This window comes from Loktanella sp. IMCC34160 (assembly GCF_004145845.1).
Lineage (GTDB): Bacteria > Pseudomonadota > Alphaproteobacteria > Rhodobacterales > Rhodobacteraceae > SELP01.
Window position 1 is genome coordinate 105642 of record NZ_SELP01000006.1, and the last position, 19096, is coordinate 124737.

At 58.8% G+C, this 19096-nt stretch carries 22 protein-coding genes and 3 pseudogenes; 12 read left to right on the plus strand and 13 right to left on the minus strand.

The window, feature by feature from the left end; genetic code table 11:
* The first annotated feature begins 19 nt into the window (after positions 1-19).
* From EU803_RS15280 to EU803_RS18640, 7 genes and pseudogenes are all read left to right on the plus strand, one after another.
* Positions 20-766: a DUF2189 domain-containing protein gene (locus EU803_RS15280; protein ID WP_129684397.1), complete on the plus strand. Its 747-nt coding sequence runs from the start codon at positions 20-22 to the stop codon at positions 764-766.
* A complete protein-coding gene (gene ccoS, locus EU803_RS15285; RefSeq protein WP_129684399.1) occupies positions 763-933 on the plus strand; it encodes a cbb3-type cytochrome oxidase assembly protein CcoS in 171 nt (56 codons plus the stop codon). The genes EU803_RS15280 and ccoS overlap by 4 nt, the downstream gene beginning before the upstream one ends.
* Entirely contained in the window at positions 926-1168 is a 243-nt protein-coding gene (locus EU803_RS15290) for a hexameric tyrosine-coordinated heme protein (protein ID WP_129684401.1), read from the plus strand. Before ccoS ends, EU803_RS15290 begins: the two co-directional genes overlap by 8 nt.
* Positions 1155-1328: pseudogene (locus tag EU803_RS18820) on the plus strand (DUF6522 family protein); the annotation flags it as partial. The gene EU803_RS15290 and the pseudogene EU803_RS18820, both read left to right, overlap by 14 nt.
* A 252-nt stretch (positions 1329-1580) precedes the next feature.
* Positions 1581-1724, plus strand: a pseudogene (locus tag EU803_RS18740) (ATP-binding protein); the annotation flags it as partial.
* 451 nt (positions 1725-2175) lie between these two features.
* Entirely contained in the window at positions 2176-2436 is a 261-nt protein-coding gene (locus EU803_RS15300) for a DUF429 domain-containing protein (protein ID WP_129684403.1), read from the plus strand.
* 18 nt (positions 2437-2454) lie between these two features.
* Positions 2455-2601: a hypothetical protein gene (locus EU803_RS18640; RefSeq protein ID WP_165352864.1), complete on the plus strand. Its 147-nt coding sequence runs from the start codon at positions 2455-2457 to the stop codon at positions 2599-2601.
* A 459-nt stretch (positions 2602-3060) separates the two neighbouring features.
* Here EU803_RS18640 and EU803_RS15305 read toward each other — a convergent pair whose 3' ends face one another.
* From EU803_RS15305 to EU803_RS15325, 5 genes are all read right to left on the minus strand, one after another.
* Entirely contained in the window at positions 3061-5499 is a 2439-nt protein-coding gene (locus EU803_RS15305; RefSeq protein WP_129684405.1) for an AAA family ATPase, read from the minus strand.
* A 2-nt stretch (positions 5500-5501) separates the two neighbouring features.
* Positions 5502-6083: a hypothetical protein gene (locus tag EU803_RS15310; protein WP_129684407.1), complete on the minus strand. Its 582-nt coding sequence runs from the start codon at positions 6081-6083 to the stop codon at positions 5502-5504.
* 103 nt (positions 6084-6186) lie between these two features.
* Positions 6187-7872, minus strand: a complete 1686-nt coding sequence (locus EU803_RS15315) for an SIR2 family protein (protein ID WP_129684409.1) — start codon at positions 7870-7872, stop codon at positions 6187-6189.
* Positions 7873-8381: 509 nt separating this feature from the next.
* Positions 8382-8816 (minus strand): PEMT/PEM2 methyltransferase family protein, encoded by a 435-nt coding sequence (locus EU803_RS15320; RefSeq protein ID WP_165352865.1) that lies wholly within the window; start codon positions 8814-8816, stop codon positions 8382-8384.
* 113 nt (positions 8817-8929) lie between these two features.
* Positions 8930-9565 carry a cation diffusion facilitator family transporter gene (locus tag EU803_RS15325; RefSeq protein WP_129684413.1) on the minus strand — a complete coding sequence of 212 codons (636 nt, stop codon included), beginning with the start codon at positions 9563-9565 and terminating at the stop codon, positions 8930-8932.
* A 72-nt stretch (positions 9566-9637) separates the two neighbouring features.
* Between EU803_RS15325 and EU803_RS15330 the strand changes: the two genes are divergently transcribed.
* Together EU803_RS15330 and EU803_RS15335 are read left to right on the plus strand one after the other, a co-directional pair.
* On the plus strand, positions 9638-10054 hold the full coding sequence (locus EU803_RS15330) for a helix-turn-helix domain-containing protein (protein ID WP_129684415.1): 417 nt from the start codon (positions 9638-9640) through the stop codon (positions 10052-10054).
* Positions 10055-10284: 230 nt separating this feature from the next.
* Positions 10285-10629, plus strand: coding sequence for a hypothetical protein (locus EU803_RS15335; protein WP_207209216.1), 345 nt, complete (start codon positions 10285-10287; stop codon positions 10627-10629).
* A gap of 51 nt (positions 10630-10680) precedes the next feature.
* On the opposite strand, the gene EU803_RS15340 is transcribed toward EU803_RS15335, so the two are convergent.
* From EU803_RS15340 to EU803_RS15375, 8 genes are all read right to left on the minus strand, one after another.
* Positions 10681-11517: a DUF4198 domain-containing protein gene (locus tag EU803_RS15340; protein WP_129684419.1), complete on the minus strand. Its 837-nt coding sequence runs from the start codon at positions 11515-11517 to the stop codon at positions 10681-10683.
* Between the two features lie 63 nt (positions 11518-11580).
* On the minus strand, positions 11581-12267 hold the full coding sequence (locus EU803_RS15345) for an anti-sigma factor (protein ID WP_129684421.1): 687 nt from the start codon (positions 12265-12267) through the stop codon (positions 11581-11583).
* Positions 12264-12806, minus strand: a complete 543-nt coding sequence (locus tag EU803_RS15350) for a sigma-70 family RNA polymerase sigma factor (protein ID WP_129684423.1) — start codon at positions 12804-12806, stop codon at positions 12264-12266. Before EU803_RS15350 ends, EU803_RS15345 begins: the two co-directional genes overlap by 4 nt.
* 124 nt (positions 12807-12930) lie before the next feature.
* A complete protein-coding gene (locus EU803_RS15355; protein WP_129684425.1) occupies positions 12931-13344 on the minus strand; it encodes a hypothetical protein in 414 nt (137 codons plus the stop codon).
* 709 nt (positions 13345-14053) lie between these two features.
* Entirely contained in the window at positions 14054-15133 is a 1080-nt protein-coding gene (locus EU803_RS15360) for an FAD-dependent oxidoreductase (RefSeq protein ID WP_129684427.1), read from the minus strand.
* Positions 15133-15807, minus strand: a complete 675-nt coding sequence (locus EU803_RS15365; RefSeq protein WP_129684429.1) for an SDR family NAD(P)-dependent oxidoreductase — start codon at positions 15805-15807, stop codon at positions 15133-15135. The genes EU803_RS15360 and EU803_RS15365 overlap by 1 nt, the downstream gene beginning before the upstream one ends.
* Before the next feature lie 5 nt (positions 15808-15812).
* Positions 15813-16496 carry a cupin domain-containing protein gene (locus EU803_RS15370; protein ID WP_129684431.1) on the minus strand — a complete coding sequence of 228 codons (684 nt, stop codon included), beginning with the start codon at positions 16494-16496 and terminating at the stop codon, positions 15813-15815.
* Between the two features lie 72 nt (positions 16497-16568).
* Positions 16569-17288, minus strand: a complete 720-nt coding sequence (locus EU803_RS15375) for a type 1 glutamine amidotransferase domain-containing protein (RefSeq protein ID WP_129684433.1) — start codon at positions 17286-17288, stop codon at positions 16569-16571.
* Between the two features lie 118 nt (positions 17289-17406).
* Between EU803_RS15375 and EU803_RS15380 the strand changes: the two genes are divergently transcribed.
* The 3 genes and pseudogenes from EU803_RS15380 (at position 17407) to EU803_RS18645 (ending at position 18952) form a co-directional block, all read left to right on the plus strand.
* Positions 17407-17940 (plus strand): TetR/AcrR family transcriptional regulator, encoded by a 534-nt coding sequence (locus EU803_RS15380; protein WP_129684435.1) that lies wholly within the window; start codon positions 17407-17409, stop codon positions 17938-17940.
* Positions 17941-18319: 379 nt separating this feature from the next.
* Positions 18320-18400 (plus strand): annotated as a pseudogene (locus EU803_RS18895) (transposase); the annotation flags it as partial.
* Positions 18401-18796: 396 nt separating this feature from the next.
* The gene (locus tag EU803_RS18645; protein WP_165352867.1) at positions 18797-18952 is read left to right on the plus strand and encodes a hypothetical protein; all 156 of its coding nucleotides are present in this window, start codon (positions 18797-18799) and stop codon (positions 18950-18952) included.
* Positions 18953-19096: the final 144 nt, after the last annotated feature.

Genomic DNA, 19096 nt, shown 5'->3' on the forward strand with positions numbered 1-19096 from the left:
GCAGCCTCCCGCTTCTACTATGACACGAGGCCTGCCGGCCCGCGCGGCCCTCGACTGGCTGGCCGCCGGATGGCGAGACCTGCGCGCAGCACCGGCGCCGGGGTTGGTCTACGGCGCGCTCCTCGTCATGATCTCCTACGGCGTGCTGGGAGTGCTCTGGAGCACCGGACTGCTGTACTTGGCGCTGCCCGCGGCCTCGGGGTTCCTGATCGTCGGGCCTTTCCTGGCCATCGGCATCTACGAACAGAGCCGGCAGCGAGAAGAGGGCGGCCGCGCGACGCTGTTGCAGACGCTGTTGGCGCGCCCGGCGGCCGGTGCGCAGCTGGCCTATGCAGGCCTGCTGCTGGGGCTTCTCGTCCTTTTCTGGCTGCGCACGGCAGCTCTGCTCTACGCGTTGTACTTCGGCCTTGCGCCCCGTCCGCTCGCCGGCGAGGCGCTCGCAAATGTTCTAACGACAGCCCCTGGCTGGGGGCTTCTCGTCGTTGGCAGCTTGGTCGGCGGGCTGTTCGCTTCCTTCGCCTTTGCGCTCAGCCTGTTCTCGGTTCCGATGCTGATGATCGAACGCCGCGATGCCCTGACGGCCATGGGTCTTAGTCTCGCGATGACCACGCGCAACCTCGCGCCCTGTCTTGCGTGGGGTGCGATCATCACTGCAGGTATGGCGCTGGCGGCCGCTACGGGACTGCTGGCCCTCGTCCTCGTCTTCCCCGTGCTCGGCCATGGAACGTGGCACGCTTGGCGCGCGATCGGCGGAGGGCCGGCATGACGGCCCTGCTGGTGCTGATACCCGTTTCCATCGGCATGGGATTGACTGGCCTTGGAGCATTCATCTGGGCCATGCGTCACCAACAGTTCGACGATCTCGAAGGCAACGCATGGCGGGTCATTGGCCAAACGGAAACCGAAGATGAGAAAGGAAAACGCGATGACTGACTGGCTCCCCACTCTGAAGACAGCAACCCCTCAGGAAGGCTATGACCTTGCGGTCAAAATGGCGCGCGTCGCAGTGAAGATGACGCAGCCCGATGCCGATGTGCGCGACAAGCTACGCCCGATCTATGCCGAGGACGCCAATGCCCTGATCTCATCGAGCCAGGTCGTGGCCACGCATTTTGCTACGGTCGCGGCGGCCAACGACTACTGGAAGGCGCCAGGTGACGACGATTGAACGGAACGGAAGCGACTTCGTCGTATCTGCCGACTTGCTGGCGAGTAACTTCGGTCTGAGCGAAGCCGCAGTTCGGCAGGGCATGCGAGCGAACAGGATCGCATCCCAGTCCGAGACCCGCGTGGGCGAGGGCCGCTGGAGGTTGGCGTTTCTCTATCAGGACCGGGCCGTCCGGTTCATTATTGATGAGCATGGCGAGGTGTTGAAACGTGCCGATGTCCCGCCCTTCGACATGATGGCACACACCTTCTGGTTTTGCGACGAGCCGATGGAAACGAGCCAGAGGACGCGACGCATCGCGGAGTGCATTGGAGAGATCCGTCCAATGGTCGAACGCCTGAGCGCCGCCTACAGTGACCGTCAGCTCGTCTGGGCTCCGATCGTGATCATCGTCGACAAGCCCCTGGAAGTCGGCGATGCCAAGATGACAACCGCGCTTCTGGATCGCGTCACCCATCATTGTGCCATTATCGAAACAGGCAACACGACCTACCGCTTCACCCAAAGTAAACGCAACGCCCCGCAAGCAAAGCCGCCAGACAGACTCGCTATATGAAGGCGGCCCGCCTAGGGGCTTTGCGCCACAATGGGTGGGTCAAATTTGAACGCTCAAACCGGGTCAGTCTTAATCGCTCATTGACAACTTAGCACGTGAATCTGCTGCAAATTGTCCTGCGCATCCAGAAGAATTCCGCAAGTATGTCAGTACGCACGTTGCAAATTACCTACGGCGCAGGAAAATCCTGAGTGTTACCAGAACGCAGTATCTGTGCTTGGGGGGGTGCTAGGAAGCGCTGTCGACTTAGGAGGGCTCGCTTAGGCCTTGGCAGTCTGGCCTGCTCTCACATGAACTCCTATGGCGACTCATCGCTGCCTTCCCATGACAAGAAATAAACTGCGGCGCAGCGGATGGAACTTGCCGTTGATCCCCTTGTGCAGCAACTTCGCTCGCGGGAAGGTGGCGGATGATGGGAACATTTCAAAAAAAGATATGATAAGGCTAAGGCATGACGCTGTTCCTTGGTTACGACCCCGGTGGAAAGGGAAGGAACGGCGTAGCGGCCATTCGAGAAATTTCTGACGCACCTGAGGTCGTGGCCAAAGCTACTGTTCGCGATGCTGCTGAGGCGCTGTCTTGGCTTGAGGTCTATGCAAAGACAGCGGTTGCACTTGGCATAGATACCTTCTTGGCTTGGGCACCAAAGGGAGGACGGGACTGTGATGATGCGCTACGACGAAAATATGACGGCAATTCTGTTGCTGCTTAGAACTCCTTATACAGCTCCATGACCCTGAAAGGTGCGATTGTGGCCAGGCGGCTTGGAATGCCCGTCTACGAAAGCCTCCCCAAGCTGTTGCTCCGCGTATCCGGCGAGAATGCGATCCGCGAGGTCTACGAAGGCGCGGTGACCACCACAGACGCAGATCATTAGGGGGACGCGATCGTTGCAGCTTGGTGCGCGGCCATGGGGCATCATCGAACATGGGCAGTTGATCTCAACGAGGACATTGAAGACGATTTAGAACTAGTGGTGCCAGAAGCTCGCTACCCGTGGTTTGAGAAGGTCTGATACGAAGCCACCATTGCATCAGTAGTCACGACACAAGATTGACGCGTCCGGCCCAAAGCCGTCACTCTTCGGGATGCCGATGCCGCCTCCCAGCGTTCCCGGAAGCAGTCGTTCAATCCTAGCGCAGAAATTCGCCGGTTAGGGGCTGAGGTTGGGACAAAAGCTCCGATTCACTACGGACAAGCTCGCCGAACCATACGGCGCTGCCGCGCAACCCCGTGACTGCATGTAACGCAATGATGAAATTCCGCTTAATAACACTGGTAACGGCGTAATGTACAATCGCTCTGGCAAGGCTGCCATGACCTGATGCTTTTGGTTTCAGGCAGCTACTACCTTATCGTCCTCGAACACATAAAATTGGGGATCCGCCACCGCGTCACCAGCAAAATTTCGACTGATCTCCACGGTGAGCAGGCTGTCACCAGGAAAGGCCGGGCTCAGTTCAAGCGTTAGGTAGTCAAACAGCGCACGTTCATGCACCGCGACCACAACCTGCTTGCCAAGGCCCTTAGAGAAAGTCCGCAACAAGGCGGCGAACTGGGCGATATGAACGTCATCCATCGACTGCACGGGGTCATCGAGCACCAGCCAGGGTAACTGCGACGGCACCGACAGGTTCAGCGCGAGGAACAGGGTCAAGGCAGCGGTGTTCAGGTTACCTTGGCTGAGCATGGCTCCCGGTGGACCAGCGGCCTGCCCCGACCGATGAAAGGTTTCGAGCACTGCCTCTACCTTTCCATCCCCCTGATCGGGGAGCCGGAACTGCGGAACAAACTGTTCGTTCGGAGCCAGCCGTACGAACAGGTCGCGCCAGACCTTGTTCAGTGACCCGCTGAAGACGTCGCGTACGATCTCGGAACGGATCAGGGATGCCGCGGTCGCGATGGTCTTCGCCCGCTTCCGGACCTCACCAATAGACGAAAAGGCCCCCTCCATTGTCGCAAGGCGCACTTCGAGTTCGGTAGTTCGAGCCACGCGGTCCGAGAGCAACTGGGCCTCGCGGGAATACTGTTCGAGTTCGGACTCGACGGCGACGCGCGATGAAAGAGCCGTTTGGACGATTCCGAGACGGTCCGAGATCGCTCCGATAGCCGCCTCAAGTGCCTCGCGCAGGCCCGAGAAGTTCGTCGTCGGCTGCCCCGTTGCCCGTTCCACTGCGGCATTGATTTCCGGAAGCAAGGACTCCGATTGCAGCCTTGCTCGCCTCGTGGCCTCAAAGCTCCGCCGAGCATTGTTTAGGCGAACGAAGAGGCTCTGCCCGTAAGCGGCGTCTCCCTGTAGCGTTTCAAGCCTAGACCTGATCGACACTATGGCGGACTGGCGTCGACGCAGCTCAACGAGCTCGTCGGGCTGCAGTACCAGCCGCTCTGCAGTCGCCTCGTCCCGCCGGGCCGTCGTCAACCGCTCGCTCTCAGACGCGCGCTCTGTCGAGAGTGCCTGCAGGCGTCCTGCCTCCGACGTGAGTTTCGCTATCGTGGCCGCGATTTGCGCTGTCAGGGAGCCGCTTTCAACCTCCGCGTAGTCGCGGTTGCAGACCGGGCACATATCCCCGTCGACATACGGCGTAATGCCCGCAAGTGCAGCGGCCAAGTTTCGCGCATCCCTAGCGCCTGCTTCGAGCGCTTGGTTGATCTCACTAATGCGGGTCGTTGCCCTCTGGATTGCCGTTTTCGCTGCAGTCAGTTGCTGGCTAGCGGTGCCGTGCTGGTCCAGCAAACGGTTGCAGCGATCGGTCTCATCGATGCACCAGCGAAGCGCATCGCGGATCTGATCCTCGATGTTGCCGCTATCGAGTGGCGACAACTCCGAATGGAACTCTCTGAGGGCATTGAGCGCCTGAGTGATCTGCTCTCCCTGACCGTTCAGCCACTTCTCGTACTGCGATCTAATGTCGGCGGCATCGCGCTCCAGCGCCGCTATCTCTGCGTCGGGACTTCCTGCCGAGGTCTTTTCCAGACGGCTAAGTAACGAGTTCACTTCCGAGCGTTGCTCAGTGACACTGATAAGTTCGGCCTGGTCTGTGTTCCGGTCTCCGACCGTTGCCCGAAGCGCGGCGACGTCGAAATCAATTTCGACTGGTACAGCGGCAGGGTCCAATACGGCGAGCAAGTCGTTGAGGCGGGAGAGGCGCTGAGTTATCGCCTGCTCGGCGGCCTTTACGCTTTCCCGTTCGCGCTCAAGCTGTTTCTTGAGAAGCCCGCCAGCCTCTTCGAGCTGCTTGTAGACCGGGACAAGCTTACGGATGCGGGTAACGTTGAACGCATGGTCGAGGCCGTCCGCTAAAGCGTCGAGCGCCTCAAGCCGCAGCAATTCCTTCACGAACTCAGTCAGCCGCGAATTCGTGGTTTTCTTTTGATCGTAGATGTCCAGCAGGCGACCCAGCAGGGCCTGAGGCAGGTAGCACCGCTCTGAAAAGAAGGTAGCGTCAGCGGCATTGAGTGCCGGCCTCGCGTCGAAGGAACCCGGACCGAATCTGACCTCTCCGGACTCGGTCGAACGCCTATTCATCCCTTCGATGGCCAGCTGAATCGAACCACCCGCCGTTTCAATATGGGTGAGGAAGTCATGGTACTTTGATTGGTCATCGAGGTGGGCGATGGAGCCGGTAAGGCCGAGCTCGATGGCCGACATCAAGCTGGTTTTGCCCATTCCGTTGGTCCCGTGAACGAGTACCACTTGCGCGTCGAGGGGAATGACCACCGATCCACGCAGGGAGCGGAAATTTTGGATCGAGAGCGACTTTAGGCGCGGGCTCATCACTATGCAGCCCCGTCCTCGAGCGCCTCGTCAGCAAGCGTCGATATCTCGACGGCAAGTGCCGCTTCAACCGACTCCCTGCCCTCCTCGGCGAGTTGGATGATACGGCCTACAGAGTGCATGTAATTGGTATCCTCAAATCGCTTCTCGAGGCTGGTCTTCCAGTCCGCCAGATGTTCGACCGGCGGAGGACTCTTCAGCGGCAGCAAAACGGCCAGCCAGTCCCGCACCAATTCTTCGGCCAGCGGCCCGCTCGGCGAGCCGACCGGCAGCACTCGGCAAACACGACTGATTGAGTTAACAAGGTCGGTGTTCGCCTGACCCGATGTGAGAACTGCGGTTACCGATCGCCTCGAGCCCAGCACATCCAGCGCACGGGTAAAGGCTAGGACCGAGCGCGTTATTTGTACACTGTCTGACGCACCCGTGAGTTCGATCACGATGACAAGGTCGTTGGCCCGTTCTCCGGCCACCAGCCCATAAGTGAATTCGAACTCTTGGGAACCAATCTTGATCGGCTTTTCGAGGGGGCGATAGTCACCCTCCTGCGTCAGAATTTTGCAGACGGTTTCGGCTGTCGTCATAATCTGACCTTAGAATTGAACCTAATCTGGACTTCGTCGAACGGCGCTGAGCCCTCACGCCGGTCGCCCACACCACCATAGAGATCGAGTGTTTCCGCTTTCGTCATAACCCGACCTCATTGTTAAACCTAATCTGAACCTCGTCGAATGTCGCTGAGTCGTCGACCAATTCGCGTATACTAATATAGCGCGCAGTCGCCTTGCCTGTCCGCCATGAAGCAGAGGGGCTTCGTTGCTGCCTGGGCGTTACCTTACGCGAGCACATCACGACAACATCGGCATCTTCCTCATCGAATGCCCCAGAGGCCACGAGCAGGTTGATATTTTCGTCATCGGCGGCGAGGAACACTCGGGCTTCGGCCGCGGAGGCGACCAGTCGAAGCGCCCCGCTCGTCGGCTGCTCTGGATCGTCGACCGCGACGGACCATCTGTTGGCGGCAAGGCCCAGTCCGATCAGCCCGAGTGCGGCAGCGGCTTCTGCTCGACCGGAGAAACCGATCGCCGGATCTTGCTGCATCAAATGCGCTGGCTGCGAACTCAGCGGTATATAGGGGCGGCGGCCAGCGCTGCCCGGGCCTCCAAGAAATTGCTCGGAGACCCTGCCAATTAACCCGGCAATAATCTGGGCGCACTCATATCGGTTGGCGTTTCCGGCTTGCGCCGCGGCACGCTGAAGCGACTTCAGCCCCTCAACGAGGCTCTGCTTGCCCGCAACACCAACGGCTGGCGACGTCAGGAGGCCCGCGAGCGCGGCAAGTTTACCGAACAATATGGTCAGAAGAAGTGCTAGTAGCAGTTGCTTTCCAAAGGCGGGCAAGGTGGCATCCGCCCGTATCTTCTCTCGGTTTGCCTCATAATCGCCTTGATATGCACCCTCGAGGATAGACTTTTGACCGTCGGAGAGATCCTGAGCCGCAAATACGAGCGGCACTGGGACGGAATTCCACACCCATCCATTGGCCCCGAATAGCTGCTGGATGTTCGTGTCCTGCCCAGACAGCCCGATCATAAGTGTTCGTGAACGAGCAATGAGTGCCCTGAGCTGTTCCCGCATCTGCGTGAAGCGCTGGTTCTGCGCCCAATGCGTAATAGCTGCCTCCCTCGCCACGAGCAATGGCCGGTACTCGACCTCATTCTCGATTGCTCGCTTCGCGCAACCATGGAACTTGTACAATGTCCCAATCCCTGGTGGTCCGTGCAGGTCGCCCCCTGTAACCGCGACGCGAAATGTTTCGTTCGGCCGACCGAGCTCTACCATTGCCGCCTCCAGTAGGCCGTCCCAATTAGCAGTCGCGAGATCCGACACTATTCCTTCGAGAACCAGCATTGCGATCGCAAGATGCTCGGCATCCGCTTTCTGCACAGAAAACGTCGTAGGGAAATCAAGTACGTCCCAGAGAAGGTAGTCGAAAGACTGGCCCTGAACCTCGATGCCCAGAACCTTCGAGTATTTATTCCAGAGCCGGTCAATAAGCACGTCGTGGATTGGCCAGGACGAAACCGGCTGATTGAGGTCGATGTGGGCCATCTCCTCGTCAGATAGGTTGGCAAGACCAACTATATCCTTGAAGGCGCGATGGTGCGCGCAATCAGTACCCGTGATGCGGAGGCGTAAATTCTCGAGCAGCTTGGCCAGCACTCCGTCCAAGCCAACTACGCGCTCTCGCGAAATGCCGGATCCCAACCATAGCGCGTAGAGCCCAGCAGAGAAGCCTTCGGAAAAGCAGCTCAGTGGACCGTCGAGCAGTTCGATTGTCTCGTCTACGGAAATAAATTCAGCTGTCGGCAATGCGCCCTCCTACGGCAATGCCTAATGGGAAGATCTGCAATTTAAAAGTGTATTCTAAGGTTGGGAAGCTCGCGATTTTTCTTTGCACCAAGCAACTCGCTAATGGCGCTCCAACGACTTGAGAGCAGAGCTTTTGATGAGTTGCGCAAGAATTTGTGCGTCCGGGTAGTGCTGCAGGATCCGGGGCGGACCGCGGACAGACAGCTTTCCGCTATTTGTTCCGTCTAGGCAGGTGACGGCTTCCCTACTGAACGTCTGCTTCTTGAGGGCGGACGGAGTGTCCTTGCACCAGCAGCGAATTTCCGGTTCCCGCCCGGCCCGCATGCGGTTCCATCCGTTTTAGTTGGCGAACTAATGTCTTGTTTGGGCTGGCGATGGCCAGAGGGTAGACGAAGTCCAAGGGCGGTCGTGGAACCTTGAGCTGCGATGCATCGGATGGCGATTTTGAGCCCAGAGCTACCAAGATACCGCAACATAGCGAAGGTCTGCTTTAGCACTTGGTCGTTTGCTTACAGGAACCGTCGAACCGTTGCACTGTAGTCCTCGAATGCGGAACCGTATTGTTTTTCGAGCCATGGTTCCTCGGCAAAAGGCGCGGCGATTAGAACGGCTATTCCGGCAAAACCGATCAGAGCTGCTCCGGGCGACGCACAAAGCACGGTCCATCCGACAATCATTGCGATATCCGCCACGTACTGTGGATTCCGGGAATAGCGGTACATACCGCTTGTGCGAAGCGATCCTTTTGCACCGCCAGTCTGGGCAAAACCAAACCTTGCGGCTTCTGACCAGACAACTACGTTCCCGGCAACAATCAGGGGCAAGCCCACGCCAAACCGCAGCCAAGTCGGGATTGGCAGGCTTCCCCGTTCAATCAATCCGAGGGCGATCCGTATCCCAAAGAAGGTGAATGTCGGAACCCAAACCAGGATAGGAGTGGTCATGGTATAGCGCCTTGGCGGCCAAAGGCGGCGTTCAGGATATGCGATGGACCAAAGCATCGCGGCAAACGTAGCTGACGCGATTACAAGGCCGACGATGATCAAGACCGTCTGCATCATACTCCCACATGCTCATGGTCGGTGATTCCCCGCCGCTCCGCCAAGGCTTGGCGCGCGATCTGGAAGGCCGATGACAGGAACAATCCCGCCATGATGGTTGCCACGATCAGGTCAGGCCAGCCGGTCGCCGTACCCCACACACCAAGTGCTGCAAACATCACGGCCACGTTCCCAATCGCGTCATTGCGCGAACACATCCAGACCGACCGGACATTGGCATCACCGTCCTTGTAACGAACCAACAGCAATACGCTTGCCAGATTGGTGAGCAGTGCAAGAAAGCCGACAACGCCCATGATCTCAGCCGTAGGGACGCCAGCAAAGAAGACGCGATAGACCGTTGACCCGAACACCCAAAGGCCCATCAGAAGGAGGCTGACGCCTTTGAACAGTGCCGCATTCGTTCGCGCACGGAGTGAGGCCCCGATAACTGCAAGCGAAATGCCGTAGGTCAACGCATCACCCGCAAAATCGAGGGAGTCGGCTTGCAGCGCTTGGGACTTGGCCAGATGGCCTGCCGTCATCTCGACAAAGAACATCGTCGCGTTGAGCGCAATGACGATCCACAGCCGCCTTTGGTAATCATCTGAAACGCCGTCAAACTTGCCATCATGTCCGCAGCAACCAGCCATGGGAATCCTCTTTCATCTTTGCTTGCTCATAGTGTAATGTCTCTAGTGACTAGAGGTACAAGAGGTTTCTTCATGCTTTCTATCGGCGAGCTTTCAAAGCGTACAAAGGTCAAGGTCCCGACAATCCGGTACTATGAGGAAATGGGGTTGTTGGCCGAGGCAGAACGCACGTCCGGTAACCAACGGCGATACGACAAAGCTGGGTTGGAGCGGCTGAGCTTCATCCGTCATGCGCGTGACCTTGGGTTTTCGATTGAAGCGATTTCGTCGTTGATCGAACTGCAGGATCATCCGGATCGGTCGTGCGAGGCGGCAACAAACATTGCCACGTCCCAACTTGAAGAGGTACGCGCGAAGATCAAACGTCTTAGAACACTTGAAAAGGAACTCAGCCGGATATCAAAGGGCTGCGACGGCGAAGGCGTTTCCGAAGACTGCTACGTTTTAGCATCATTGGCCGACCACAACTTGTGCGACATAGAACATTAAAAACCGTGAATGCGGATATTGGACTGCTGAGAACGAACGGCAGCAAAGTCCCGCACAGAGGACCGAGAGCACAACTGGAATATAGCACTAGCAGCGAACGGCCGGATTGGTGAAAGCTTCACCGCGGCGCCGGACATCTTGGTGAGCGTCCGCTGTGGGCCGCTCCGAGGGCTTTTGGGGGGCGTGAAGCGGTGTGCAAGGATTAGTGCGTCCCCATTGAACTCGACACCGTGTCGGAAATGATGCCCGATTCAGAAGCCTTAGCCCTGGTGAGCTGCAACGTTCCGCAGGATTCTTTGAAACTTTTCCCGACCTACATTCGTGACTTCTCCATCAAACCATTTGGAGGAGCCAAAATGAAACTGACTGCACTTTCCGCCGCCATCCTTTTTGGGACCGTGGGCGCCGCGTTTGCGAAAGGCCATGATCAGGGCAACACCGTTGTGCCAGGTGCCGACGACGTTGGTACGGTGACTGTGTTCAGCGCCCAGTCGCTCGGCGGCGCACTGGGCGAACGCCCCGACGACAAGGGTCCGGCGGCAGACAATCCTGCGCAGTGGAATGCCGGCCGCTAGGAAGAGGGCGCCCAAGGACGAGAAAGGGCCCGGTGAAAGCCGGGCCTTTCACTATTCAATGTCCTTGATGTCAAGGGTCAGCGAGGCCCAATGGCTTTGCCACACAACGTTGCCGGGGCCGTCAACCGGCTCCATCCGCACCGCGCTCAGCAGATATTTGCCCGCACCCTTCAACTCGAATCGGGCGTCGCCATCTGAACCGGTGCGCGTGATCACCCTGAGTGTGTCATCGGGCGCCGACCCGCCACATGGCAGGTGGAACAGGGCAATCTGCACTCCGTTAGCGGCCCGTCCCTGCCACGTCAGACGAACCTGCAGATCCTGTTGGCCCTCGGCAAACGGCGTTCCCATCACCACGATCTCAAAGGGCATGCCCGCGGCGCGATCCATGTCGCCCGCATCAACAGGTCCAACCTGAACCAGCGCGCGGGCGTTTCGGATGTATTCCTCGGCGATCCTCGACACGGGCAACCCGCGATCTCGATGCAAGTTCGCGACGTCTGAAAGACCTTCATAGGCAAGATAATCCTCGAACTCCGACATCGTGTCGAAAACGATGTAGGCCGGATGTGTCTCGACCGTCAGTATATGTAAACCGGCGGTCATCGCCGACAAGTTGCCAATCGCCGGGCGGTCGCCAAGCCGAGCGGCGATGGCCCAGACCTCGTCTGGCCCGACATGCGTCATCGCTTTGATGGCGGTGTCCAGATAGGGCAGGTCGGGTCCAGACAGGTTCTGTCCCACGCGAAGATCGGCCGAGAAACCGGCATCAATTGATGAATCGGATGGGTTTACGTCGATCCAGAGTTCATGGGCGGCAAGTGGCCCGCACGTTGCCGCGAGGATCAGGGCGGCCAAGGCATTCTTTAAGCGCAATGTCTGCGTCATGATGTGTCCTCCGAGAATTCCTCTGAAGTCACGAGAAGCAGGGCAGAAAAGTTTCGGGTGGCCCTAGACGTCGCTGAATTGCGCTGCAGCAACGACCCGCCCGGTCGGCGCCCCTGTCGTGGATCCGCCCGGCGGCTCTTCGGAGATCGCAATCGTACCGGTGCGAACGCCGTCGGCGATTTCGTCGGGAACCCGGATGCGTGTCGCGCCCTCGGGTTGAAGAAGCCCCAGCGACACCGGTGCCTCTGCACCTTCCGCGATCAGCCACAACTCGTGGACAAGTCCTAGTGGCGGTGCACCTTCGAGCCGCTCGATCACGATTTCATGGGTCGTAGGGATGACGCTTGCGATCAGGACGACACTGCCATCCCCAGACGCGAGCTCTGCCTGGAACGCCGGTGACATGTCGATCGAAGGTCTGAAGGAATTCCCGAACAGAACGAACATGAACACGGCCGCCGCAACAGCCCCCCCGGCAAGCCAGGTCCAGATCGGGATCGCGCGGCGCGCTGTGGTCGTTCCCATGATCGTGCCCATCAACCGGATCTTGACCGACGCGGGCGGCGCGACGTCCTGAACGTCTTCCGCGAGAGGAACAAGCCGGCTTTCCCATTCGTGAACGCGCGCCCGAAGGTGACGATCTTCCGCGATGCGCGCCTCGAACTCCTGGTGTTCGGTTTCGTCCAGGAGCCTCAATACGTACTCCGCCGCCAGTCCGTCCTCTTCATGTGTCTCATCAGGCATGCTCATCGGGTCAGGCAGTCCTTAAGTTTCATCAAGCTGCGTCGCAGCCAGGTCCGCATTGTATTGAGCGGCACATCGTGGCGCGCGGCTAGGTCCTTGTAGGTTTCCCCTTCCAGATAGACTGACCTCACGGCATCCGCTTTCTTGAGCTCCAATTCCTTCATACAGGCATCAATCCGCGCCCGCTCTGAACTGATGATCGCCGCGGCCTCTGGCCCCGGTCTGCTGTCTGGAATGCGCGTCAACGCGTCCTCTCCGCCGATTTCGGGTTGCCGCTTTCGCAGACGGTCGATCGACATGTTCCGGGTCACCGTGATGAGCCAGGCCATGGGACTATGTCCTGTCACGACATAGGTATCGGCCTTTTGCCAGACCCTGAGATAGACCTCGTGAAGAACGTCCTCAGCCTCGCTTCTGTTGCTCAAGACGCGCAGGCAGATGCCGAAAAGTTTCGCGCTCGTCGCATCATAGAGCGCGGCCAAAGCGTCGCGCTCGCGCAATTTGATGCGCGCGATCATCTCCTCGATCTCGGCTGGGGTTGTCATGTTTGATCTGACCTCGGTTGACCACGATCAGCGAACCATTGTCAAAAGTCAAACTTGTCGATACTGCGCCCCGGGTGACCAGGCCCGAGGCGCAATACAGCTTTGGCAGGCGAGGGCGATCGGGCTACTGCACGGTGATCACGGTCATCACAAGTTCGCCGTCGACCCTGACCGGCCCGTCTTCCTTCGCCCCAAGAGTGTACTCGAACGTTCCGGTGCTCATGCCGCCGCTTTCGGCGTGAACCATCAGCATCAACATGTCGCCGGGCATGACTGCCTCGGTCAGAATGGCCGCGACATCAATGTTTTCGCCGGCGCGCAGGGGGGCATGGCCGACAACGGGACCAGGTGCCATATCGGCGCCGGTCCTGTGGACGACCAGCCAGCCGTTCTCGCCAGCCGCGACCATTTCTGCGCTGACAATGCCGTTCTCGACTGACTGATCCGAGGCCGTGACCATCGGGGTAATGCCATGGCCGGCAGCGAAGGCCTGAGACGCTACCGTGGCAAGCAGAAGAGCAGTGATCGGGAATTTCATTTCGTGGTCCTCCTTTATGAACGTGGGGAAGCCACGATTGGCGGGGCGGAAAAGTTTCACGCGGTGAGGCAAAATTCAATGCGCCGGCAAGAGCAAGGCAGGACCAAAGACCAAGTCCCAGCATCGTGGAGGTTGGTAGAATGTTCGGTGTGGGCCGCTCCGCAGTTCGTGGTGCATGCAGTTCGAAACCGGATTGGCGCGATCGGCGCCAAGGTTTCCTTTTTCGCACCCGGCTTTCCATGATAGAAGTGCAGTTGCGAGCGCTTCTACGCCAGGTTTCGCGATGAGGAACACAAACCCGAGGAACTTCAGCCCAAACAAAACATTCGTCTTGAGTTGCGTTGAATCGCATCACCTGCGTGCCGGGCAGAATGCGGAGATTCGTCGCGCCGGCTGAGGCATCGCATAGACTTCAAAGCGGCAGTTCTTGACGGGATGTCACCGACATTGGTGCTGAGCCCATACGCGAAGGAGGGGACGCTCAAGAAGCCAATCCTGCAAAACTGCAAATGATGTTGGACGCTCTCAACGGCCCAGCCATAGCCTACCTCCGCCGCAAGTGACGATGCCGCAACGAAGCTTCACCAGTCGGGCCATTCGTGCATCGTGCATCGTGCAGTAATTTGAGATGGCGGGTAACGACCGTGCGGAACATGCTGCGAATTGACAAATGTCGGCTATAGGGCAGCTTTTGGTTGCAGATGGGAAGTCATTCGGCGGTCGTCAAACTGGATTGCCGCGCAATGCCCTCCGCCGCCTCCAAAGCGCCTTCTAGATAGCCACCAAAACCTATCGCCGTTTCTGTCGAGCCGAAATAGACGCCCTTTGCCGAGAGGGCCGTGATGGTGCCCTGCGAACCGTAGTTCGGGTGGTGACAAGCCGCCACCTTGTCTTGAAGTCCGGCGATTTCGGGCAGCGTTGCCCAATCTTGCAGGACTATCGCGCGGGGATTGGCCATCTTGGAACCAAACAAAGTTACCAGCTGGGCCAAAGCAGTATGTGTAATTTGATCCCGATGTGCCTCCCGGACGTCCGGCGGAACTCCCACAAAGCCGAAAAGAGCGTACGGACCTCCTTGCATCGGTGACGCATCGTGGATTTCGACCAACGGGCCATGATGGCTCATGGCATCGCCTGACAGGCCTGCCTTGCGCCAATGCGGTTCGTCGTAGACGGCCAAGATCTTGGCCTGCCCGGCCATCCATGTCGGAATGTCATACAAGTCCTTCAGCGCACCCGCAGGAAGCTCTGGCGCGAAGCTCACCGTATCGATAATAACCCGCGGCGGGATGGCCAAAACAATCCTGTCCGCGGTAACCGTCAGAGGCGATCCACCCCGGTCGAATGTCGCCGTGATCCCGGCACGACCATGGGCAACAACCCTGAGCCGAGCGCCGGTTATTACCCGGGCCGAATCCAACGCGCCCGACAGCCCGTCGATCAAAGTCGTCATCCCGCCCGCAAGCCGATAGGACCCGCGCATGGAGGCAAAGCCGCGCCCGCGCTGCACCGCGCCGCTTTGGTCCTGAAACATCAGGTCGCCGGTCGAATATTGCTCAAAAACCGGGATATCGAAACGCCGGACCAACGCGGCCATGCGTGGCTGACCGGGCCAGAACCATGCCGGGCCAAGATCGAACTTCGCTCCGGCGATCTCTTTGGAAAAGATACGGCCACCAAGACGTTCTTGCGCCTCGACAAGCAGGAAATCGGTGCCACGTTGTGCGAGCTGATCCGCAAGAGCCAGGCCAGCGAGGCCGCCGCCTGTGACCAGGACTTCGGTATGCATCAGAACGCCTCCCCCATTGGTCTGAGATCCAACTCATGGGTCCAAGTGGTTTTCGATTGGCCGGCCAATGCGAGATAGGATTTCGCGATATCCGCTGGCTTCATCATACGCGAGGCCTCAATGCCATGCAGGTTCCGGCTCGCCTCGGTGTCGACGATCCCGTCGAGTATGACATGCGCCACATGTACGCCTTGGGGGCCGTATTCCCGTGCCAGCGACTGTGTCAGAGCGCGCAGGCCCGCCTTGGCCGAGGCAAACGCGGAAAAATTCTTGCCCCCGCGCAGGCTGGCCGTAGCACCCGAGACAATGAAAGTTCCGCCCCCGGCCTGCACCATCGCAGGCAGAACACCGCGCGCCAGATTGACCGCCGACAGGACTATCGCCCGCCAGGTCGCCTCGAAATCGTCATTTACCGTTTGCTCAAAAGGCGCGATGACCAGCTTTGCGGCGTTGTGAACCACCAGTTTCGGTGCTCCGTGTGCGCAGAACAAATCGGTCAGCCGGGTTTGCGTCTGATAGGGATCAGCCAGATCGGTCGGCAGGATATTGGACGCGCCCCTGGGGACAGAGCGGTTCAGCCCGCAGGCCCTGTACCCGGCCCTCCCGAAGGCATCGAGCAGTGCCCGCCCAAGGCCCGGCCCGCTGCCCGCGACAATTGATAGCGGTCTTGCCATAGCCCTTATCCTTTTGCGCCAGCCGGGATGATATGTTTCCCGGCCAGATGGTCTGATTTGATCCAGATCCGTGCGCCGTCCGGCCCGGCGCTTGCGTTCAAGACCTGTCCCGCCGGCATGCGCAGCCAGGAATTTTTCGTGAACTCCTCGCCGCCTTCGGTAAAGCTGCCGTCGAGAACCAGCGCCTCAAATCCCTTGTGACCCTGGACCGTCACAGAAGCCCCCGCCTCCCAAAGCTCGATCCGGACCCGTTCACGGGCATCTTCGAAGAGCGGAATTTCCGAGACGTCATCCGTCACTGGACGCGGCGTTTGCACCGTGGTGTCGATGACCATCTGGTTGCGATCGTCGGGGTCGAATTGCCAGAGCTTGACCAGGATCGTCGCCCCCTCGGTGGCGCTTGGGGTATGCGAGGACGTCGGCGGGTTGCGCACATAGGTGCCCACCGGATAATCGCCATGCTCGTCCTGAAATACCCCGTCCAGCACCAGAAACTCCTCGCCCCCGCTGTGGGTATGGGCGGAAAAGTGGCTGCCCGGCGCGTAGCGCACGATGGTGGTGGCGCGGGCAACCTCGCCGCCGATCCGGTCAAGCATCCGGCGGTCCACGCCTTTCATGGGCGAAGGGACCCAGGGTTCCAGTTCCGCATGCACAACCGCACGCTCGTCAAAGTTTGCGTTGATTTCCATAGTCTTTTCCCCGACTGAGAATGGATCATCCTGCCAAGCATGGGGCGGGTCGACCGCCCCATGCGTTCGGTCTTATTCGGCGGCCAGGGCCATGTTGGCTAGACGACCCGCCAGCGCTTCCGCAAGCGGCGGCGCAGACGCCGGGCTTTGACCGGTCATCAGGGCGCCATCTTCAACCACATTGGCTTCCCAGTTGGCCTTGCTGACATAGTTCGCACCGCGGCCTTTCAACTCGTCCTCAAGCGAGAACAGCAGGTGATGCAGCAACTCGATTTCCGTGTCTTCATCGTTCTTGAACCCGGTCAGGGACAGGCCATTCACCAGGTATTCGCCGTTCGACAGCTTGACGTCGCGCAGCATGGCCGGGGCATGACAGACCATGGCCACCGGCCGGTCGCTTTCGTAGAAATCGCGGATCATTTTGATGACATAGCTGTCCGAGGCCAGATCCCAGAGCAGGCCATAGCCGCCAGGGACAAACAGCGCGTCAAACGTACCGTAGTCGATTTCGCGCAGCTTCCGGGTGTTCTGGACCGCGAACATCGCGACGGGATCATTGAAGAAACGGTCGGTGTTCTCTGTGGTGAAAGGCGCCTTCATCGACAGAAGGTCGATCGGGGCATTGCCGCCGCTGGGCGATGCGAACACCACCTCATAGCCAGCCTCGGTCAGGGTGTAATAGGGCGTCGCGACCTCTTCGAACCAGGTTCCGGTCTGCTTGCCCGAGATGCCCATCTCGTCGACCGAGGACATGATGAGAAGAACGCGCTTTTGCTTGTTTCCAGTTGCCATTGTCATGTTCCTTTGTGTTGCTAATGTAAAACTATCTTCCGATAGGTAGGGTCTAGGCGTTTGCCTTTGGCATCGTCAATGGTTATTTTACCTAGTGATAGGTAAGTTTGGTAAGCCAATGACAATGAAAGATAAAATCTTAGACGCCGCAGAACGCAGTGTGCGAAAGGCTGGATTCTCGGAGATGAGTTTTCGCGATTTGGCCAATGACGTCGGAATCAAGAGCGCCAGCGTGCATTATCACTTCCCCACCAAGGCCGATCTGGGGGAGGCGCTTGTGGCGCGCTATGCCGACCGGTTCAAGGCGGAACTCGACAAGATCGAGACCGGCACACTGGAGTCGGCGCTGAACGCCTATGTGGCGCTTTATTCGCGGGCACTGGTGCTGAACGAATCCATTTGCCTGTGCGCGATCATGGGAGCGGAAGCCATTGGACTGCCCGAAAACGTGAACAGCAGGACAAAAGCGTTCTTTGATATGAACAGGGCCTGGCTTGATGCATTGCTCACGCAAAACAATATCAGATCCGCCGCCGATAAAGCTGGTCTCATTGTATCAGCTCTGGAAGGCGGAATGATTGTCGCCTCAGCTTCCAACGACCGGAAGCTGTTTGACCAGGTGGCAGAAGCTGCCAAAGCCTGCATCTCCTAGAGTTGACAGCTGGGGCTCGAAGCCGACTTGCGGCGTCGCAGCGCAAAGTTTCCCCGACTACCCTTTGGCTTTGATCGGCCTGCTGGCCGTAGCTCAGCCCAATCAAAACATACGTTCAGCTACCTCACGGCCGAAGACGTCACTCGGGCAGGGCGGGCACCGGTCATTCGCTGCGCGCGCGAGATAATCATGCGGAATCGGGGGAAACTGCCGTTCAGGCCGGGCTTCAAGACCATTTTCTGAACCGGTCCTTCGCCGCGCTTGTGTCGAACTAGGAAGATGCGGGACGAAGCGAGCTTTCGCGGCACCCACTGCCCTGCCCCCGAAACTTCCCTCGTTCTGATGTAGAGTTTGCTTAACCTTTCGAAGGAGCAAACGAATGCGAAAGAGCCGTTTCACCGAGGCGCAAATCATCGGGATGATCAAAGAGCAGGAAGCCGGGATGCCAACGGCGGAGGTGAGGTTCCTCTTCACGGCCGTTTCATCGATTAAGACAACTCGATCCGGGAGCGCCGCGACGGCCGGAAGCCGATGTCTACACTAATCTGCGCGCTGCTGTCTTACATTCGCTCAACGGCGTTCGGTGGCGACCAGCGACTTTTTTTGCACGTGAATGCTTACGGATCGTCTCGGCTGCACACCGGAACAAGTCAATCCGGCGGAAATTATGATCGAGTTTCCATTCCGGATGCGCCGACGTGGTGTGGAGCTGAAATTGTATCTGGGCGAGGCGCCAGCAGAGATCGACAGAACTTTGGTGCAGAACATCATGAGGGGTCGAACCTGACTGGCGATGGTTGTCGCGTGCAGAACCTTCTCCGAAATTGCCGACAACCAAGGGCTCTCAAGACGCCGTGTGCAGGACGTGGTCAACCTGGCATTGCTTTCGCCTGACGTTCTTGACCGCATCGCCGCTGGCGAGCAGCCCGATGGCCTCACCTCGGACTACCTGGTCAAGACCCGCTTTTCTGCGGTCTGGTCAGAACAGCTTGAACACTTCTCTTCGCTTTGAGGCCCCCCGGAAAACCACAAACTCGTACCGCCGGAATCGCAAACAGAGACTCCGGCCCGAAATCGGCGCAGTTTATGCTCATAATCGCGTCTCTATTGAAAACCCCATGCCCCAAACGCCCGCTACCCCGCGACAATTGCGCGA

Excerpts from the sequence above, each read along its gene's own strand:
- EU803_RS15310 (WP_129684407.1), bottom strand. The coding sequence starts at position 6,083 with ATGACGACAGCCGAAACCGTCTGCAAAATTCTGACGCAGGAGGGTGAC.
- EU803_RS18640 (WP_165352864.1), top strand. The coding sequence starts at position 2,455 with ATGACCCTGAAAGGTGCGATTGTGGCCAGGCGGCTTGGAATGCCCGTC.
- EU803_RS15370 (WP_129684431.1), bottom strand. The coding sequence starts at position 16,496 with ATGGAAATCAACGCAAACTTTGACGAGCGTGCGGTTGTGCATGCGGAA.
- EU803_RS15325 (WP_129684413.1), bottom strand. The coding sequence starts at position 9,565 with ATGGCTGGTTGCTGCGGACATGATGGCAAGTTTGACGGCGTTTCAGAT.
- EU803_RS15355 (WP_129684425.1), bottom strand. The coding sequence starts at position 13,344 with ATGAAATTCCCGATCACTGCTCTTCTGCTTGCCACGGTAGCGTCTCAG.
- EU803_RS15280 (WP_129684397.1), top strand. The coding sequence starts at position 20 with ATGACACGAGGCCTGCCGGCCCGCGCGGCCCTCGACTGGCTGGCCGCC.
- EU803_RS15300 (WP_129684403.1), top strand. The coding sequence starts at position 2,176 with ATGACGCTGTTCCTTGGTTACGACCCCGGTGGAAAGGGAAGGAACGGC.
- EU803_RS15375 (WP_129684433.1), bottom strand. The coding sequence starts at position 17,288 with ATGGCAACTGGAAACAAGCAAAAGCGCGTTCTTCTCATCATGTCCTCG.
- EU803_RS15340 (WP_129684419.1), bottom strand. The coding sequence starts at position 11,517 with ATGACGCAGACATTGCGCTTAAAGAATGCCTTGGCCGCCCTGATCCTC.
- ccoS (WP_129684399.1), top strand. The coding sequence starts at position 763 with ATGACGGCCCTGCTGGTGCTGATACCCGTTTCCATCGGCATGGGATTG.
- EU803_RS15345 (WP_129684421.1), bottom strand. The coding sequence starts at position 12,267 with ATGAGCATGCCTGATGAGACACATGAAGAGGACGGACTGGCGGCGGAG.
- EU803_RS15330 (WP_129684415.1), top strand. The coding sequence starts at position 9,638 with ATGCTTTCTATCGGCGAGCTTTCAAAGCGTACAAAGGTCAAGGTCCCG.
- EU803_RS15320 (WP_165352865.1), bottom strand. The coding sequence starts at position 8,816 with ATGACCACTCCTATCCTGGTTTGGGTTCCGACATTCACCTTCTTTGGG.
- EU803_RS15360 (WP_129684427.1), bottom strand. The coding sequence starts at position 15,133 with ATGCATACCGAAGTCCTGGTCACAGGCGGCGGCCTCGCTGGCCTGGCT.
- EU803_RS15350 (WP_129684423.1), bottom strand. The coding sequence starts at position 12,806 with ATGACAACCCCAGCCGAGATCGAGGAGATGATCGCGCGCATCAAATTG.
- EU803_RS15365 (WP_129684429.1), bottom strand. The coding sequence starts at position 15,807 with ATGGCAAGACCGCTATCAATTGTCGCGGGCAGCGGGCCGGGCCTTGGG.
- EU803_RS15305 (WP_129684405.1), bottom strand. The coding sequence starts at position 5,499 with ATGAGCCCGCGCCTAAAGTCGCTCTCGATCCAAAATTTCCGCTCCCTG.
- EU803_RS15380 (WP_129684435.1), top strand. The coding sequence starts at position 17,407 with ATGACAATGAAAGATAAAATCTTAGACGCCGCAGAACGCAGTGTGCGA.
- EU803_RS15290 (WP_129684401.1), top strand. The coding sequence starts at position 926 with ATGACTGACTGGCTCCCCACTCTGAAGACAGCAACCCCTCAGGAAGGC.